The sequence below is a fragment of the Dactylosporangium sp. NPDC049140 genome (assembly GCF_040648435.1).
Genome location: NZ_JBEZDS010000044.1, coordinates 56,172 through 74,102 on the forward strand (window position 1 = coordinate 56,172; position 17,931 = coordinate 74,102).

The 17,931-nt window shown below is 71.6% G+C and carries 14 protein-coding genes and 1 pseudogene; 8 read left to right on the plus strand and 7 right to left on the minus strand.

What is annotated here, in order from left to right:
- Positions 1 to 52: 52 nt before the first annotated feature.
- Positions 53 to 3,259 (plus strand): GH92 family glycosyl hydrolase, encoded by a 3,207-nt coding sequence (locus AB0B76_RS44815; RefSeq protein ID WP_360387774.1) that lies wholly within the window; start codon positions 53 to 55, stop codon positions 3,257 to 3,259.
- Positions 3,260 to 3,370: 111 nt separating this feature from the next.
- On the opposite strand, the pseudogene AB0B76_RS44820 reads toward AB0B76_RS44815, so the two are convergent.
- The 3 genes and pseudogenes from AB0B76_RS44820 to AB0B76_RS44830 all read right to left on the minus strand — a co-directional run.
- Positions 3,371 to 3,547 (minus strand): annotated as a pseudogene (locus AB0B76_RS44820) (GH25 family lysozyme); the annotation flags it as partial.
- Positions 3,548 to 3,562: 15 nt separating this feature from the next.
- Positions 3,563 to 4,324, minus strand: coding sequence for an ABC transporter permease (locus AB0B76_RS44825; RefSeq protein WP_360387777.1), 762 nt, complete (start codon positions 4,322 to 4,324; stop codon positions 3,563 to 3,565).
- Positions 4,317 to 5,288 carry an ATP-binding cassette domain-containing protein gene (locus AB0B76_RS44830; RefSeq protein WP_360387779.1) on the minus strand — a complete coding sequence of 324 codons (972 nt, stop codon included), beginning with the start codon at positions 5,286 to 5,288 and terminating at the stop codon, positions 4,317 to 4,319. The genes AB0B76_RS44825 and AB0B76_RS44830 overlap by 8 nt, the downstream gene beginning before the upstream one ends.
- A gap of 35 nt (positions 5,289 to 5,323) precedes the next feature.
- Between AB0B76_RS44830 and AB0B76_RS44835 the strand changes: the two genes are divergently transcribed.
- The 6 genes from AB0B76_RS44835 (at position 5,324) to AB0B76_RS44860 (ending at position 10,531) form a co-directional block, all read left to right on the plus strand.
- The gene (locus AB0B76_RS44835) at positions 5,324 to 6,070 is read left to right on the plus strand and encodes a TetR/AcrR family transcriptional regulator (protein WP_360387782.1); all 747 of its coding nucleotides are present in this window, start codon (positions 5,324 to 5,326) and stop codon (positions 6,068 to 6,070) included.
- A 78-nt stretch (positions 6,071 to 6,148) separates the two neighbouring features.
- Positions 6,149 to 6,739, plus strand: a complete 591-nt coding sequence (locus AB0B76_RS44840; protein ID WP_360387785.1) for a methyltransferase domain-containing protein — start codon at positions 6,149 to 6,151, stop codon at positions 6,737 to 6,739.
- Positions 6,740 to 6,751: 12 nt separating this feature from the next.
- Positions 6,752 to 8,266, plus strand: a complete 1,515-nt coding sequence (gene dgt / locus AB0B76_RS44845; RefSeq protein WP_360387787.1) for a dGTP triphosphohydrolase — start codon at positions 6,752 to 6,754, stop codon at positions 8,264 to 8,266.
- 5 nt (positions 8,267 to 8,271) lie between these two features.
- Positions 8,272 to 8,739, plus strand: coding sequence for a GNAT family N-acetyltransferase (locus AB0B76_RS44850; protein ID WP_360387790.1), 468 nt, complete (start codon positions 8,272 to 8,274; stop codon positions 8,737 to 8,739).
- On the plus strand, positions 8,736 to 10,097 hold the full coding sequence (locus AB0B76_RS44855) for an FAD-dependent oxidoreductase (RefSeq protein ID WP_360387792.1): 1,362 nt from the start codon (positions 8,736 to 8,738) through the stop codon (positions 10,095 to 10,097). Before AB0B76_RS44850 ends, AB0B76_RS44855 begins: the two co-directional genes overlap by 4 nt.
- Positions 10,094 to 10,531: a GNAT family N-acetyltransferase gene (locus AB0B76_RS44860; protein WP_360387794.1), complete on the plus strand. Its 438-nt coding sequence runs from the start codon at positions 10,094 to 10,096 to the stop codon at positions 10,529 to 10,531. The genes AB0B76_RS44855 and AB0B76_RS44860 overlap by 4 nt, the downstream gene beginning before the upstream one ends.
- Here AB0B76_RS44860 and msrB read toward each other — a convergent pair.
- Positions 10,509 to 10,916, minus strand: coding sequence for a peptide-methionine (R)-S-oxide reductase MsrB (msrB, locus tag AB0B76_RS44865; protein WP_360387796.1), 408 nt, complete (start codon positions 10,914 to 10,916; stop codon positions 10,509 to 10,511). The two genes, AB0B76_RS44860 and msrB, sit on opposite strands and share 23 nt — an antisense overlap.
- Before the next feature lie 434 nt (positions 10,917 to 11,350).
- Here msrB and ligD point away from each other — a divergent pair, with 434 nt between their 5' ends.
- Positions 11,351 to 12,364 carry a non-homologous end-joining DNA ligase gene (ligD, locus tag AB0B76_RS44870; RefSeq protein WP_360387799.1) on the plus strand — a complete coding sequence of 338 codons (1,014 nt, stop codon included), beginning with the start codon at positions 11,351 to 11,353 and terminating at the stop codon, positions 12,362 to 12,364.
- Between the two features lie 1,986 nt (positions 12,365 to 14,350).
- On the opposite strand, the gene AB0B76_RS44875 is transcribed toward ligD, so the two are convergent.
- From AB0B76_RS44875 to AB0B76_RS44885, 3 genes are read right to left on the minus strand one after another with little or no spacing between them, the layout of a single operon-like run.
- Positions 14,351 to 15,919 (minus strand): alpha/beta hydrolase, encoded by a 1,569-nt coding sequence (locus AB0B76_RS44875; protein WP_360387801.1) that lies wholly within the window; start codon positions 15,917 to 15,919, stop codon positions 14,351 to 14,353.
- Positions 15,916 to 17,034: an ATP-dependent DNA ligase gene (locus AB0B76_RS44880; protein WP_360387803.1), complete on the minus strand. Its 1,119-nt coding sequence runs from the start codon at positions 17,032 to 17,034 to the stop codon at positions 15,916 to 15,918. Before AB0B76_RS44880 ends, AB0B76_RS44875 begins: the two co-directional genes overlap by 4 nt.
- A 33-nt stretch (positions 17,035 to 17,067) precedes the next feature.
- Positions 17,068 to 17,910, minus strand: coding sequence for a DNA-3-methyladenine glycosylase 2 family protein (locus AB0B76_RS44885; RefSeq protein ID WP_360387866.1), 843 nt, complete (start codon positions 17,908 to 17,910; stop codon positions 17,068 to 17,070).
- Between the last annotated feature and the right edge of the window lie 21 nt (positions 17,911 to 17,931).

A 17,931-nucleotide genomic window follows, 5' to 3' on the forward strand; every position in this document is an offset into this window, starting at 1 on the left:
CTGCTCATAGACGTTCGTGAAAGCCCAGGGCTGACGAAACGGCAGGTTGCGCATGTCCGGACTCCGGTGGTTCGCGGTCGCGGTGCTCGCCGCGGGCCTGCTGACAGCGATCAACACCCCCGCGGCGGCCGCCCCCGGCGACTTCTCGACCTCGTTCGAGGCCGGCGACCCGCAGCCCACCTGGTCGGACAGCGTCGAGCGCAGCTCGGGCGTCGGCGGGTACTGCTGCGGCCTGACGGGGATGGAGAGCGGCACGCGCACGGAGACGGCGCACACCGGCGCGAACGCGCTGATGTACTCCGGCTCCGACAACAACGCGACGACGAGCTACTCCTACAACCGCGTGTTCGACGTGGACATCGCGGTCGGGGCCGGCACCACGCTGTCGTACTGGGTGTTCCCGCAGAGCGGCGGCAACCTCGACGTGGCCGTGGACCTCGCGTTCACCGACGGCACCTACCTGCGCGACTCCGGGGCCGTCGACCAGCACGGCGTCCGGCTGCACCCGCAGTACCAGGGCAGCGGCTCGGTCCTGTCCTTCGACACCTGGAACTTCGTGACCTCGGACATCGGCGGCGCGGCGGCCGGCCGGACGATCGACCGCATCCTCATCGGCTACGACAAGCCCGAGGGCACCGGGACGTTCCGGGGGTACCTCGACGACCTGAGCATCACCGCCGGCACCCTGGCCGACTACGTGGACACCCGCCGCGGCTCCAACTCCGACCCGGGCTACTCGCACGGGAACACCTTCCCGGGCGCCACCGTGCCCAACGGGTTCAACTTCTGGACGCCGGTGACGAACGGCAACAGCGACAACTGGCTGTACCAGTGGAACGCGGCAACGGTGCAGGGCTTCGCCGTCAGCCACGAGCCCAGCCCGTGGATCGGCGACTACGGCCAGCTCCAGGTGATGCCGATGACCGGCGGCGTCAAGACGAGCCCGGACGCGCGCAAGTCCACCTTCAGCCACGCCAACGAGATCGCGCGGGCGCACTACTACTCGACGCGGCTGGACACGTACGGCATCACCGCCGAGATGGCCCCGACCGACCACGCCGGGGTCATGCGCTTCACCTTCCCGGCCGCGTCCGACTCGACGATCCTGTTCGACGTCATCGACAGCGCCGGCGGCTCGTTCGCCGTCGACACCGCCGCGCGGACCATCTCCGGGTACGCCGACCACCGCGGCCAGAAGCTCTACTTCTCCGCCACCGTCGACACCGCGATCGCCGCGTCGGGCACCGGCGGCACCGGCTGGGTCCGCTTCGCCACGACCGCGAACCAGGCCGTGACCCTGCGCATCGGCACCTCGTGGATCAGCGTCGCCCAGGCCGCGGCGAACCTGGGCCAGGAGGTCGGGGCGAAGACGCTCGACACGGTGAAGGCCGAGGCGCGGGCGCAGTGGGACGCGGTGCTCGGCCGGGTGCGGCTCGAGGGCGCGACGAACGCGCAGCTGGTGACGTTCTACTCGAACCTGTACCGGGCGAACATGTACCCGAACAACCGCGCCGAGATGGTGGGCGGAGTGCGCCGGCACTTCAGCCCGTACGACAACCAGCTCCACGACGGGCAGATGTACGTCAACAACGGCTTCTGGGACACCTCGCGGGCCGAGTGGCCGCTCATGACGCTGCTGGCCCCCACCCGCACCGGCCAGATGCTCGACGGCTTCGTCAACGCCTACAAGGAGAGCGGCTGGACCCCGCGCTGGTCGGGGCCCGGCAACGTCGGGGCGATGGTCGGCTCCAACCAGGACCTGGCCTTCGCCGACGCCTACGTCAAGGGCGTGCGGAACTTCGACTACAACGCGGCGTACGCCTCGATGGTGAAGAATGCGATGGTCTACTCGAGCTGGGACCCGAACGGCCGCCAGGGCATCGAGGTCTCCACGTTCAAGGGCTACGTGCCCACCGACGTGCGCAACGAGTCCGCGTCGTGGACGCTCGAGGACGCCAACAACGACTTCGGCATCTTCCAGCTGGCCACGGCCCTGGGCAAGGGCGAGGACGCGGCGTACTTCCGCAACCGGGCGCTGGACTACGTGAACCTGTACTCGCCCGGCGTGGGCATGTTCCGCGGGAAGCAGAGCAACGGCGCCTGGCGTACCGGCGACGCCGACTTCCGGGCGAACCTCTGGGGCTGCGAGTTCACCGAGGGTGCGCCCTGGCACTACGCGATGGGCGCCCCGCAGGACCCGCAGGGCCTGGCCAACCTCTACGGCGGCCGGGCGCAGCTGGCGGCGAAGATCGACGCGGTGCTCGCCGCGCCGCGCGACTACCTCACCGGCTGCTACGGCGGGGTCATCCACGAGATGCGCGAGGCCTACGACGGCGACATGGGGCAGTACGCGCACGCCAACGAGCCCATCCACCACATGCTCTACATGTACAACTACGCCGGTACCCCCGCGAAGACCCAGAACCAGGTGCGCACCGTGCTCACCCGGCTCTACGACTCCGGGGCCGGCACCGGCAACGGCTACCTCGGCGACGAGGACAACGGCGAGATGTCGGCGTGGTACGTCTTCAGCGCGCTCGGCTTCTACCCGGCCCGGATGGGCAGCACCGACTACACCATCGGCGCGCCGCTGCTGCCCAAGGCGACGATCACGCTGGAGAGCGGCCGGACCCTGACGGTGAACGCCCCCGGGGTCAGCGACACGAACCGGTACATCCAGAGCGCCACGCTCAACGGCGTGCCGTACACCCGCAACTACCTCACCCACGCGGACCTGACGGCCGGCGGCACCCTGACGTTCACGATGGGCCCGAGCCCGTCGTCGTGGGGGACCGGCGCGGCCGACATCCCGCCGTCGCTGACCTCCGGCGCCGCCGCGCCCGCGCGCCTCACCGACCGGGCCACGGGCGGCACGCTGACCGTCAGCGGCGAGAACGGCCCCGGCGAGGCCCGGGACAAGCTCACCGACGACACCTCGCTGACGAAGTGGCTCACGTTCGCGGCCACGGCCACCCTCACCGACCAGCTCGCCGGGGCGGCGGCGGTGCGGCAGTACACGCTGACGAGCGCGGACGACTTCCCGGCCCGGGACCCGAAGAGCTGGACGCTGCAGGGCTCCGACGACGGGGTGACCTGGACGACGGTGGACTCCCGCAGCGACGTGGACTTCGGCGACCGCCGCGAGACGCGGGCGTTCGTGGTCGGCGGCGGCGGCTCCTATTCGCGGTACCGGCTCCAGATCACGGCCAACCACGGCGCCGCCGAGACCCAGCTCGCCGAGTGGCAGCTCATTGCATGATGTTCGACCAGCCCGACCACACCGAGCCCGCGCAGCCAGAGCTGGGTGACGAGGTTGCCGTCGGACACGTCCTTGTCGTAGTTGCCGGCCTGGCCGTTCTCGGGCGACGTCCAGCGGGTACGAGGCGAACTGGGTGGTGCTGCCGACGCACTGGTTCCACCAGTTCGCCGCGGTGTAGATCATCGCCTTGCGGCGGATGCGCGCCTGCACCTGGTCAAGGAACGCCTGGATCCAGGCGCGCATCGCGGTCTGGAAGTACGGCCACTCGAGGTCGACGAAGGGCACCAGCGTCTTCGAGTCGTGCTATGTCCGTGTTTTACCGCGGAACAGCAGGGCCGCACCGACCATCGCGACGAGCATGATGCCCACGCACCAGGCCACCGCGCGCCACGGCGCGTCCCCGACCGGCTGGTCGAGCAGCAGCCCGCGCAGGCTCTCGGTGATCGGGGTGACCGGCTGGTTGCCCGCGAAGCCGCGCAGCCACGACGGCATCGTGCCGATCGGGACGAAGGCGCTGCTGGCGTACGGCAGGAACGTGATGCCAAACGTGTAGCCGCTCGCGCTCTCCGGCGAGCCGGCCAGCAGGCCCATGCAGGCCGACAGCCACGAGACCGCGGCGATGGTCAGCAGCAGGATGCCCAGCGCGGCCAGCCACTGCCCGAGGTCGGCGTGCGGCCGGAAGCCGAGCGCGAAGGCGACCCCGAGCACCAGTGCGCTGGCCACGACGTTGCGGGCCAGGCTGGCCACGACGTGGCCGGAGAGCACCGCGGCGCCGCCCACGTCGAGCGAGCGCAGCCGGTCGACGATCCCGCCCTGCAGGTCGTTGGCGACCGAGACGGCGGTCATCGCCGAGCCGAACGACACGCACAGCAGCATGACGCCGGGCACGACGTAGGTGACGTACTCGGTGCCGGTCTGGATCGCGCCGCCGAAGAGGTAGACGAAGACGACCATGAGCATGACCGGCAGGGCGATGGACATGATCAGGGCCTCGACGTTGCGCCGGCCGAGGCGCAGGGAGCGCCCGCCGAGCACGGTCCACTGCGTGATCGCGGTACTAGACACCGGCGTACTCCTTGCGGGACGTGAGGGACAGGAAGACGTCGTCGAGCGTCGCGCTGTGCAGGGAGAACCGGCGCACCCCCGAGCCCGCCGGGTCGATCTCGTCGAGCACCGAGCGCACGTGCGCGGCGCTGCCGTCGGTGGTGACGCCGAGGGTCAGCCTCGCGTCGTCGCGCTGGACGACGCGGGCGCCGAGCCGGGCCGCGGCCGCGTCGTAGCGCGCGCGGTCGGCCAGGTCGAGGTCGAGGCGCTGGTCGCCGAAGCGGCGCTTGAGCTCGGCCGGGCTGCCGTCGGCGACCACGCGGCCGTGGTCGACGACGGCGATGCGGGCCGCGAGGCGGTCGGCCTCCTCGAGGTGCTGCGTGGTCAGGAAGACCGTGCGGCCCGCATCGACGAGCCCGTCCACCACCTCCCACATGGCCTGGCGGCTGGTCAGGTCGAGGCCGGTGGTCGGCTCGTCCAGGAAGATGACCTCGGCCGGGCCGGCCAGGCCGGCGGCGAGGTCGAGGCGGCGGCGCATGCCGCCCGAGTACTGCCCGGCCCGCCGGTGCGCGGCCGCGGTCAGGTCGAAGCGCGCGAGCAGCTCGTCCGCGCGGACGCGCGCGTCGCGCCGGGACAGGCCCGAGAGCCGGCCCATCATGCGCAGGTTCTCCGCCCCGGTCTGCAGCTCGTCGACCGCGGCGTACTGCCCGGTGAGGCTTATCGCGCGGCGCACCCGCGCGCGGTCGCGGACCACGTCGTGACCGGCGACCCGGGCGCTGCCCCCGTCGGGACGGGTCAGCGTGGCGAGGATGCGCACCGTGGTGGTCTTACCGGCGCCGTTCGGCCCGAGCAGGCAGAACACCGTGCCGGCGGGCACCCGCAGGTCGACGCCGGTGAGCACGCCGACCTTGCCGTAGGACTTCGTGAGGCCGGTCGCCTCGATTGCGTATGCGGTACGCTCTTCTGCGTATGCCGTACGTTCCATGCGTACGTTATACGCAGAAGTAGAATGTCGAGTCAATGAGCGAACAGGAAAACGGCATACCCAACTCGCTGGCGCTGGCCTGGGGTCTGCGTGAGCGCCCGGGCAAGGGGCCGAAGCCCGGGCTGACCCTCGACCGGATCGTCGCCGCGGGGGTGAAGATCGCCGCGGCCGAGGGCCTCGGCGCGGTCTCGATGAGCCGGGTCGCGAGCGAGCTCGGTGCCGCGACGATGTCGCTGTACCGGTACGTCTCGGCCAAGCACGAGCTGCTCGACCTCATGGTCGACGCGGCCATGGGCCTGCCCCCGGAGCCGGAGCCCGGGCTGGGCTGGCGGGCCGGCCTGCGCGGGTTCGCCGACAGCTACCTCGGCCTGCTGCGCAGCCAGCCGTGGGTGCTGCGGGTGCCGATCAACACCCCGCCGATCACGCCCAACCAGATCGCCTGGATGAACCACGGGCTGGCGGTCATGCGGGACACGAACCTGCGCCACGACGAGCGGCTCTCCACGATCATGATGGTCAGCGGCATCGCCCGGAACTGGGCGCTGACCACCGCCGACATCGACGCGGCGGCCAAGTCCCAGGGCGGCACGACCGAGCAGGCGATGTACGAGTACGGCCGGCTGCTGCACCTGCTGGCCGACCCGGTGCGCTTCCCCGCCGTCGGCGAGCTGCTGCGGTCGCGGATCCTGGAGACCTCGCAGTCCCGGCCCGACGACGACTTCGAGTTCGGCGTCGAGCGGTTCCTGGACGGCCTCGAGGCGCTGATGAGCACCCGAAAATAGCCTTTCGGGTGGTTTTCCCCCGCTCGTCGGACGTTGCATACGTTGCGACAGGCATCTCGGGAGAGCGGAGCGTGGCGGGTGACAGCAACGGTCGACTCCCGGCTCGCGCCGCCGGGCTGGCGCTGCTCGTGCTCGCCTGAGCCCGGCATGCTCAGCCCCGACGCCGACTCGCCGTTCCACCTCGCGCTCATCGGCGACGCCAAGCACCACATACCGCTGAACCCGTTCCTGCGCAGCTTCGACCTCGACCGGGAGCTCGTCGCCGACTTCGGCTGCGGCACCCACCGCCGCGACGAGCGGGTCGTCTGCATGGACGGCGGCTCGTACGGCAATGTCGACATCGTCGCCGACCTGCGCCGCCTGCCGCTGGCCGGCGACAGCCTGGCCGGCGGGATCAGCATCGCCGTCCTGCGCCGCCTGCCGCTGGCCGGCGACAGCCTGGCCGGCGGGATCAGCATCGCCGTGCTCGAGCACGTGCCGGACCCGGCCGTGCACATCGCCGAGATGCACCGCGTGCTACGCCCGGGCGGCCGGATGCTCGTGTTCGTGCCGTTCATGCAGCCGTTCCACGCCTCGCCGTACGACTTCCAGCGGTACACGGAGGTACACCATCCGATGGCATCTGCGGCGGCGAGCGGGTTCGTGATCGAGGTCCGCAAGGCCGCTTGATAGAACTGCAGCATGGAAGATCTGCGCTCGCGACGACTGTTCGGCGGGGCCGTGGTGGCTCCCGGCGATCTCACCTCCAGCCCGTACCGGGTCGACCGCGACCGGATCGTCGCCTCGCCGTTCTTCGCCCGCCTCGCCGGCGTCACCCAGGTCATCAGCCCCGGCGGCTCCGGGCTGCTGGTGCACAACCGGCTCACGCACAGCCTGAAGGTGGCAAGCGTCGCCCGCGGCATCGTCGAGCAGCTCGGCTCCTCGGTGGAGGCGCAGGCGCTGCTGGACAAGCTCGGCGGCTGCGACCCCGACGTCGTCGAGGCGGCCGCGCTCGCCCACGACCTCGGCCACCCGCCGTTCGGGCACCTCGGCGAGCACGTGCTGGACCGGCTCGCCCGGGAGCGGCTCGGGCTGCCCGACGGGTTCGAGGGCAACGCCCAGTCGTACCGCATCGTCACCAGCACCCAGGTGCGCGGCGCGGCGATCGGGCTGGACCTCACCGCGGCGGTGCGCGCGGCGCTGCTGAAATACCCGTGGACCCGGCGCACGTACCCGGACCCGCACCCGATGCACATGAACCCGACGCCGCGCGGCGCCGGCGGCGACCCCGCGGTCGGATCGGGCAAGTTCGGCGCGTACGTCACCGAGCTCGCCGACGTCCGCCAGGCCCGCGCCCCGTTCGCCGGCCGCCTCGCCGACTGGCAGCAGACGGCCGAGGCGTCCGTCATGGACACCGCCGACGACATCGCCTACGCCATCCACGACCTCGAGGACTTCCACCGCGTCGGCGTGCTCCAGCAGGGCGCTGTCGCGGCCGAGCTCGTCGCCTGGCTGCGCGACGCCGACGACCTGCGCGCCCTCGGCGACGTGCAGCTGCGCGCCACCGGCCGCCGCCCGGGCCGCTCGGTCGAGGCGCTGCGCCGCCGGCTGCGGGAGAAGGACGACTGGATCTGCGACGACGAGGCGTTCGCGGCCGCCGTCGCCCACGTGCGCACCGAGCTCGCCGACGGGCTGCTCGCCGCGCCCTTCGACGGCTCCATCGACGCCGAGCAGGCGGTGGCCCGGTTCTCGGCCCGCTGGACGCGCCGGCTCATCGACGCCGTCCACGTGCGGCCCGACCCGCCGGTGCGCTCCGGGCACATCCTGCTCGCGCCCGCGCAGTGGCACGAGGTGCAGGTGCTCAAGTTCATCCACCACCGGTTCGTGCTCGAGCGGCCCGACCTGGCCCTGCACCAGCGCGGGCAGGCGCGGCTGCTGTCCAGCCTGGTGGAGGCGCTGCACGCGTGGCTGACCGACCCGGGGGAGGAGGCGCGGCTGCCGCGGCGGCTGCACGACCTGGTCGAGCTGGCCGAGGCCGAGACCGCCGGGCTCTCGCCCTCCGACTACGGCCTGGAGCGCCTCGACGTGGTCGCCATGGCGCGCGGCCGGGCGATCGTGGACTTCGTGGCCGCGCTCACGGACGGGCAGGCGGTGGGGCTGCTGGAGGCGCTGTCGGGCCGTTCGCGGCAGCTGTGGACGGACGCCTTCGTATTGTGAATCTCATGCTTCGACTGCGACCGATGACCCAGGACGAGCTCGACGCCCGGCTCCCCGTGCTCCAGCGGGAATATGCGGAGGACGAGCTGCGCTCCGGCCGCGACACGCCCGAGACCGTGCACGCCAACGTCGCGGCGCTGCTGGAGCGGCTCCTGCCCGAAGGCGCCTCCAGCCCCGGGCAGCTGCTGTTCAGCGGGGTCGACGAGGCCGGGGTGGTGGTGGGGTACATCTGGCTCGGCCTGCCGACGGACGAGCGCGCACAGGCGTGGGTGTACGACGTGCAGGTCGACGAGCCCTTCCGCCGCCGCGGCCACGGGCGGGCGCTCATGCTCGCCGCCGAGGACGTGCTGCGCTCGCGCGGGATCGGGGCGCTCGGGCTCAACGTGTTCGGGCACAACCCGGGGGCGCGGCAGCTGTACGAGTCGCTCGGGTACGAGATCAAGTCGCTCTCGATGGCGAAGGACCTGGCGTGACGACGCGGCTGGTCGTCATCGGCGGGGACGCGGGCGGGATGAGCGCGGCGTCGCAGGCGCGGCGGCGGCGGCCGGCCTCGGACCTGCAGATCGTGGCCTTCGAGCGCGGGCAGCACGTGTCGTACTCGGCCTGTGGCATCCCCTACCTCGTGGCCGGGGACGTCGCTGCCCCGGACGCTCTGGTGGCGCGGCATCCGGCGGAGTTCGCTCGGATGGAGATCGATGTGCGCTTGTCGTCGTTCGTCACTTCGATCGATGTTGACCAGCGATTTATTAGTGTCAGGTCGGATTCGTCCGAATATCGCGAGCCCTTCGACCAGCTCGTGATCGCCACCGGGGGCGTGCCCGCGCGGCCCGACGTGCCCGGCGCGGACTCCGCCGGCATCCACGGGGTGCAGACGCTCGAGGACGGGATTCGGCTGCTCGGGTACCTCGACCGCCACTCGCCGCGCCGCGCGGTGGTGGTCGGCGGCGGGTACATCGGCCTGGAGATGGCCGAGGCGATGCTCCGGCACGGGCTCGAGGTCGTGCTGGTCGACGCGGCCGACCAGCCGATGCGCACCCTCGACCCCGACATGGGCGGGCTCGTCGCCGACGCGCTGCGGGCCGAGGGCGTGACCCTGCGCCTCGGCGAGCGGCTCGAGGGCTTCGCGAGCCGGGCGGGCCGGGTCATCTCGGTGCACACCGACGCCGGCGAGATCCCGGCCGATCTGGTGATCCTCGGCCTCGGTACCCGCCCGAACAGCGACCTCGCCCGGTCCGCGGGCATCGAGATCGGCGCGACCGGGGGCATCCGCACCGACCGGCGGATGCGGACCTCGGCGGACGGGGTCTGGGCGGCCGGGGACTGCGTCGAGACGTTCCACCGGGTCTCGCAGCGGCCGGTGGCGATCGCGCTCGGCACGCACGCCAACAAGCAGGGCCGGGCCGTGGGGATCAACATCGGGGGCGGTTACGCGACGTTCCCGGGCGTCGTCGGTACCGCCGTATCGAAGCTCTGCAACACGGAGGTGGCCCGCACCGGGCTGTCCACCGCCGAGGCCGCGGGCGCCGGCTTCGCCGCGTTCAGCGTGGTCACCGAGTCGACGACCCGCGCGGGCTACTTCCCGGGCGCACGCCAGATCAAAACCAAGATCATCGCCGAACGTACGTCGGGCCGGCTGCTCGGCGCCCAGATCGTCGGCGAGGAGGGCGCGGCCAAGCGGATCGACGCGCTTGCGGTGGCCCTCTGGAACGGGATGACCGTCGAGGAGATGACCTCGCTGGACCTTTCCTACGCGCCGCCGTTCGCGCCGGTGTGGGACCCGGTGCTGATCGCCGCGCGGAAGGCGGCGGAGGCGCTAGGTTCCTTCTCGTGATCTCTTCGTTCGCCGACCTGTCGACAATCGACCTGTACCGGATCCTCAAGCTGCGCTGCGACGTCTTCGTGGTGGAGCAGCACTGCCCGTATCCGGAGCTGGACGGGCGGGACACGGAGCCGGAGACGCTGCACCTGTGGCTGGAGGCCCCGGACGGCTCGATCGCGGCGTATCTGCGGGTGCTCGCGGAGCCGGACGGCTCGGCCCGCATCGGCCGGGTGGTCACCGCGCCCGCCGCGCGGGGTCAGGGCCTGGCCGGCAAGCTGCTCGCGGCGGCCCTGGACCAGATCGGCCCGGGCCGCGCGGCGGTGCTCGACGCCCAGACCGTCGCGACCGGGCTCTATTCGCGCTTCGGCTTCACGGTGACCGGGCCGGCTTACGACGACGACGGCATCGAGCACGTGCCGATGCTCAGGCCTTCGGCTGCAGCTTGATCGACAGGGAGTTCACGCAGTGCCGCGTGTTCTTCTCCGTCATGCGCTCGCCTCGGAACACGTGCCCGAGGTGGGAGTCGCACCGGGCGCACCGGATCTCGGTGCGCACCATGCCGTGGCTGCTGTCCTCGATCTCCTTGACGGTGCCGGGGATGGCGTCGTCAAAGCTCGGCCAGCCGCAGTGCGAGTCGAACTTGGTGTCGCTGTCGAACAGTTGCGCGCCGCAGGCCCGGCAGTGGTACGTGCCCTCGGTCTTCGTGTTCACATATTCCCCGCTGAACGGCGCCTCGGTGCCGGCGAGCCGCAGCACGCGGAACTCGTCCGGGGTGAGCCGCGCGCGCCATTCGGTGTCGCTCGTGGGCAGGGTGACGAGTGGCTCAGTCATGCCTCAAAGGTAGGCCGCACCTCCCGCACCGACCATTACGGGCTGCGAACTTCATGCCGGTACGCCGAATCATCCCCGGACCTGGCTCGTTGGCCCCACGAAAGCCCACGATTCGGACTTTTGTGGCGTAACCGGCGATCGGGTGCCTGGACCGCGTAACCGCCGGCGCGCCGCCGACGACGAGGAAGTGCAGGGCGTTTCGGGACGCCGGCCGCGGCCGCAGCCGTCCCGCCGCATGCGCTGATCTGCGGCCCGGGCGCGCGGCGGGAGACGGGCGTCGGGTTCTTTGTCGGGGCCGGCATCGTTCGGGTCGAGCCGGCCTCGGCGGTGCGCTCGGGTTGGGCTCGGCCGCGTGGCCGGGTTGCCGCGGCGCGGGTGGGGTGGGCGCGGCTTGGTGGCCGCGCGCGGGGCGGGTGCGGCGTAAGGTCCTTGGCATGGCCGATGCGCTGGAGGTCGAGGTCGCGGGGCGGCCTGTGCGGCTCACGAGTCCGGATCGGGTGGTGTTTCCCGAGCGGGGGTTCACCAAGCGGGACGTGTTCGAGTACTACCTTGCCGTCGGTGACGGGATCATGCGCGCCCTGGGGGAGAGGCCCACCACGCTGCAGCGCTTCCCCGAGGGGATCGACGGCGAGGCGTTCTTCCAGAAGCGGGTGCCGGCTCGTGGGGTACCACCGTGGATTGAAACAGCGCAGATCGCTTTCCCCAGCGGGCGCAAGGCCGACGAGCTCTGCCCGGCCGACCTCGCGCACGTCGCGTGGGCGGCCCAGATGGGCACCATCGTGTTCCACCCCTGGCCGGTGCGGAAGGCGCACGTGGACCACCCCGACGAGCTGCGCATCGACCTCGACCCCCAGCCCGGCACCGACTTCCGCAACGCGGCCGAGGCCGCGGGCGTGCTCAAGACCGTGCTCGACGAGCTCGGTCTCACGGGCTGGCCGAAGACCTCCGGCGGCCGCGGCCTGCACGTGTACGTCCGGATCAAGCCCCAATGGACCTTCGTCGAGGCCCGCCGCGCGGTGATCGCCCTGGCCCGCGAGGTCGAACGCCGCGCACCCGACCGGGCGACCACCAGGTGGTGGAAGGAGGAACGCGGCGAGCGCGTGTTCATCGACTTCAACCAGATGGCCCGCGACCGCACGATCGCCTGCGCGTACTCCCTGCGCGCCAACCCCCGCGCGACCGCCTCCACACCGCTGCGCTGGGACGAGCTCGGTTCGGTCGAGCCGGACGACTTCGACCTGCGCACGGTACCGGCCCGCATCGCCGAGATCGGCGACCCGCACGCCGGCATCGACGACGTGGCCCACGACATTTCCGAGCTGCTCGACTGGTCCGCGCGAGACGCGACGAACGGCGAGGGCGACATGCCGTACCCGCCCGAGTACCCGAAAATGGACGGCGAGCCCATGCGGGTCCAGCCCAGCCGGGCGCGCAAACAGGAGTCTTGACCGGTCGCCGTTGGCGCTTCTGTGGCCGCGGGTCGGGCTTGATCGGGAGCTACGAGGCTTCGCATCCGGCTTCGACCAGGGCGGCCTCGGGCCGGGTTTCGACCTCGCCGCGCGGGGCCGGAGGTGCGACCGGGAGCATGAGCCGCCTCGTGCTGGGGCGTCGATCGGCTCGGGTGCGGTGGTGGCGTGCTGGTCCGCCGTGGCACGAGTGCCGGCTTACTTGGACTTTGGGGCTGTCCAACGACGCTCGGCCGATGGTGGCGGGAGCTTGCGCTCCCGCAACGTGTAAGCGTGGTCCCGGTTCGTTGTTGCGCACGGTTATTCCTCTAGGCCGCGTTTCACCGGCGGGTTCGTGCGGGTCGTCATTCGGTGGTCCCGGATTTGTGCGCTATATGAAGTGGGGCGGCGGGTTTCGGGAGTCGGTTGGGATAATTGATGGGTGGTGGGGCAGATATCGTTGTTCAGTCGGGCGCAAGTGGCTTCTATGCGGGATCGGACTCGGGCGCGGAATTGGTCGCCTTCTCGGGATGCGTTTCGGCGGGAGCATGCGGAGCGTCGTTACTGGGGGCTGCGGCGGCGGTATGCGGAGAAGCTTCGGCGGGAGTATGGCAGTGAGGCGGCTGGGTATGCGAGCTTTGCGCGGCGGGCGGCGGAGGCGAAGGCAGGCTACGAGCAGCGGGCTGCGGCTGCGGCTGCGGCTGCGGCTGCGGCTGCTGTTGCTGTTGCGTCAGGCGGGTCGGTTTCGTCGGTTGAGCAGGTCGAGCGGTCGGTCTCGCCGGCTGCGCTGGTTGAGCAGCCCGAATGTCCCGTCCCGCCGGTTCCGTCGGCTGCTCGGGCCGCATGTGCGGTTCCGCCCGTTGCCCAGGCTGCGTGTGCGGTCTCGCGGGTTGCGCCGGTCGTAAGGGCCGCGTGTGCGGTCCCGTCGGTCCCGTCGGTCCCGCCCGTTCCGCCCGTTCCGCCCGTTCCGCCCGTTCCGCCGGTCCCGCCGGTCCCGCCAGTTGAGCAGCCCGGATGCCCAGTCCTGCCGGTTCCGTCGGCTGGGTTGGAAGGGTGTCCGGTCCCGCCGGTTGAGCAGGTCGGACTTCCTGTTCCGGCGGATCGACACCCCATTGAACTCGGCATCATCGACAATGACGGCGATCCCGCGCCACAGCAAAGTATGGACAGCGACGAACGGCCCGGCGATGCGCATTCACCCCGCGCTGCACTGCCATCACGATCGTGTCGGCATGACGGTTCGCCAAGATGCGGAATTTACGATCAGGGCCCGCGCCGGCGGATCCGTCGAGGCCCACGAAAATCGGCGTCAGTCGACCACTATTCCAACGGGCCGCCAGTCCCAAATCGTCGGTTGCTGATTAAGAAGGTGTTCTACTGAAAGCGCCTACGCCTCGGTTCGCGCCCCGGTGACGCGCGTTCTGGCTACGTCTTGCGCGGAGCGACACTGCACGCTCGGCGCAATGTGGTTCTGTCGCAGGGTGCTGGTCGCGTCGGTTGGGCGGTGCGTCGGCGCCGAGACCGGTGCGCTGCGGAGTGCTTTTGTTCGGCCCTGGCGGTGGAGGTCAGAGGTCGGGTCGCTCGGCGGCCAGAAGCCGAGCGGTGGGGTAGCCGTGCGGTGGGTGGGGCAGGCGAGTGGTGGGTCGGGCACCGTGTGGCCGCGCGGTGGGCAGCGAGCGGTGGGGCAGCCGCGCGGTGGGTCGGGCACCGTGGCCGCGGTGGGCAGCGAGCGGCGCGGTGGGTGGGGCGGGCGCGTGGCGGGTCGGGCACCGTGCGGGCGAGTGGCGGGTCGGCACCGTACGGCCGCGTGGTGGGTCGGGCACCGTGTGGCCGCGCGGTGGGCAGCGAGCGGTGGGTGGGGCGGGCGAGCGGTGGGGCAGCCCGCGCGGTGGGTCGGGCACCGTGTGGCCGCGCGGTGGGGCAGCCGAGCGGCGGGCGGCCGGGCGGTGGCGGCCGGGCGGTGGGTGGGTTCCTGGGTTGGCGCTGGCGCTACTTTTCGCAGGTTGTGCCTGTTGGGGGGACCTTTAGGTCGATCAGGTAGCGGTTTACGGCGTCGATTATGCAGCCCGTCTGGGGGTAGGCGGTGTGGCCCTCGCCCTTCCAAGTTACCAAGGTGCCCACGCCCAGCATTTTGGCCAAGGCTGGGGCCTGCTCGTACGGGGTGGCGGGGTCGCCCAGGGTGCCGATTACCACGATGGGAGCTGAGCCCGTTGCTGCGCCCGTTGGGTAGGGGTCGCGCTTGCCCGGCCACTGGGCGCAGATCAGGTTCAGGGCCAGGGGGCCGCCGAACAGCGGGTACTTCTGGCGCCACTGGCCCTGCAGGGTTCGGTCCTGCTCGACCGTCGGGGTGTTGTCGGAGTCGGCGCAGTTGATCGCGGAGTTGGCGTCGAACATGTTCGAGTAGTGGCCGTCCGGGCCGCGCTCGGCGTAGGCGTCGGCGAGCTGGAACATCTTGGCCGGCTTGCCGTTGCGCAGGTCGTCCATGGCCTGGGCGAGCAGGCGCCAGGACGACTCGCTGTACAGCGAGGACACGACGGCGGTGAAGACCCAGCCCGACGTCGCCTTGCGGCCGCCGGCGCCCTGGGCGGGGTTGGCGCGCGCGTCGGCGATGGCCTTCATGACCACGCCGCGCGCGTCGGGGCCGATCGGGCACGACGACGCGTTGCTCGCGCACCACTTGCTGAAGTTCGTGAAGGCCAGCTCGAAGCCGGCCGCCTGCTTCTCCGCGGCCTGCTGCATCGACAGGGTCGGGTCGACGGCGCCGTCGAGGACGAAGGCGCGGACGTTCTTCGGGAACAGCTGGGCGTACACCGCGCCGAGCAGCGTCCCGTAGCTGTACCCGAGGTAGGTCAGCTGCGCCTCGCCGACGGAGGCCCGCAGCGCGTCGAGGTCGCGGGCGGTCTGCTCGGTGGAGAACAGCGGCAGCTGGTCGCCGAGCTTGTCGCCGCAGCTCTGCGCCAGCTTGCGGGTCAGGCTGACCGTGGTCTGGTAGCCCTGGTCGCTGACCGGGTCGGGGTCGATGCCGAAGTTCTGGTCGAGGTCGGCGTCGGAGAAGCACTTGACCGGCGAGGAGCGTCCGACGCCGCGCGGGTCGAAGCCGATGATGTCGAAGCGGCGCACGATCTCGGCCGGCAGGTAGACCGAGCGGTAGACCCCGTAGTCGAAACCGGACCCGCCCGGGCCGCCCGGGTTGATGAACAGCGAGCCGACCCGGTCGCGCTGGGAGGTGGAGCGGCCGCGGACCATGGCGATGTCGTACGTCCCCGAGTCCTTCGGGTTGTTCCAGTCCCGCGGCACCTTCACGGTCGCGCAGGTGAACTCCACGTTCTGCGGCGGGGTCGGGAACACCCCCTTGTAGGCGTCCGGGCACGCCTTCCAGTCCGCGGCCGGGATGTCGAGGCCGCCGGACTTGTTCGCGGCGCCGCCGCCCGACGCGCCGGTCGACGGCTTGGCGAGCGGGCGGCCCGAGGTCGGGGTGGTGAACTGCGTGCCCGACGTGCACCCCGCGGCGAGCGCGGCCACCAGCAGGAACGGCAGGAACCGGCGAAGACGCGTCACGGACGGCCCGCCAGGACGGACTCGACGTCGAAGCGGATGGGGCGCTCCAGCTGCTCGTAGGTGCAGGAGCCGGGGTCGCGGTCGGGCCGCCAGCGCTTGAACTGGGCGGTGTGGCGGAAGCGGTCGCCCTCCATGGCGTCGTAGCCGACCTCGACCACGAGCTCAGGCCGGAGCGGCACGAACGACAGGTCCTTCTTGCCCGTCCAGCGGCTCACCCCGCCCGGGAGGCGCGTCGCGGCGTCGCCGGCCGGGACCGACTCGAGGCTCTGCGCGGCGCTGCCCGGGATCTGGCCGGCCCAGTTCCACGGGTGGTCGACGACGTTCTCGCGGTATTGCGCGAGCTCCTCGACGAGCTCCGCCCGGCGTTCGCGGGTGAAGGAGGCAGCGACCCCGACGTGGTGCAGGCGCCCGTCGTCGTCGTAGAGCCCCAGCAGCAGCGATCCCACGATCGGCCCGTCCTTGTGCCAGCGGAACCCGGCCACGACGGCGTCCGCCGTGCGGGAGTGTTTGATCTTGAACATGGTGCGCTTGCCCGGCTCGTAGAACCCGTCGGCCGGCTTGGCGACGACCCCGTCGAGGCCGGCGCCCTCGAAGCGCTCGAACCAGTCCTGGGCCACCGCGATGTCGGTCGTCACCGGGGTGACGTGCATCGGGGGCTTGACGTCGCCAAGGGCCTCGGCGAGGCGGGCGCGGCGCACGGAATACCCCTGCTCGACCAGCGCCTCGTCACCCAGCGCGAGCAGGTCGAAGGCGACGAACGAGGCCGGCGTCTGCTCGGCGAGCAGCTTCACCCGGGAGGCGGCGGGGTGGATGCGCTGGCCCAGCAGCTCGAAGTCGAGCTTCGGCTCGCCCGAGCCGCGGCGGATGACGATGATCTCGCCGTCGACCACGCAGCGGGGCGGCAGCTGGGCGCGGACCTGCTCGACCACCTCGGGGAAGTACCGAGTCAGGGTCTTGCCCCCACGGCTGGCCAGCTCGACCTCGTCGCCGTCGCGGAACACGATGCAACGGAACCCGTCCCACTTCGGCTCATAGCTCATGCCGGGCGCGCTGGGCAGGCTGGGAATGCTCTTGGCGAGCATCGGCTCGACTGGCGGCAGGACTGGCAGCTCCACGAGGCCAAGTCAACCACACGGGTACGACAAGTTTCAGAACCGAGCGAAGGACCTGATCGGCATCCGATGGCCGAACCGCGGAGCGCCGATTCCCGCCCGGGCGATGAGGCCGCACACCCGGCCGCGGTGGGGCGCGAACGGGGCGAGCAGCTCCAGCATGTGCTCGTCGGTGCCCCGTGGGGCCCCGGTCAGCGCGAACGCCACGCTGTTCTTGATGTTGTAGTCGCCGACCGACACGACGTCGGCGTCGCCGTACGCGGCCCGGGTCACCTCGGCCGCCGTCCACGGCCCGATCCCGGCGATGCTCACCAGCCGCGCCGTGCAGCTCACCGCGTCCGCGCAGCGCTCCAGCGCGGCCGCCTGGGCCGCGGCCCGGCGCAGCGTGTCGGCCCGCTTCTGCTCCACCCCGAGCGGGTGGTACGCCCAGTACGGTGTGGCCGCGAGGATCTCGGGCTCCGGGGGCAGGTAGAGCCCGGCGCGCGGGCCGGGCGCGGGCTCGGAGAACTTGCGCACGATGCGGACGTAGCCGTCGTGCGCCTCCTTGCCGCTGACCTTCTGCCCGAGGATCGCCGGCAGCAGGTGGTGGAAGACCCGCCCGGTCGCGCCCATGCGCAGCCCGGCGTGCTCGCGGCTGAGCCGGTGCACGAGCGGGTGGGCGCGGGCCAGTTCGGCGAAGCCGGTGACGTCGTCGCGCAGCCCGGCGATCGCGTCCGCGCGCTCCAGCAGCCAGGAAGCGCCGGGGCCGAACGCCTCGAAAACAAGATCATCACCCTGGAGCAGATAGGCGATCGTCCCGGGACCGGAGGGGGTACGAGTCGCGAACCAGGACTCCCGGTGGCCGATGGCCATGGTGATGTCGCCCTGCACGACGGCCAGGCCGCGGAAGGTGCCGGCCAG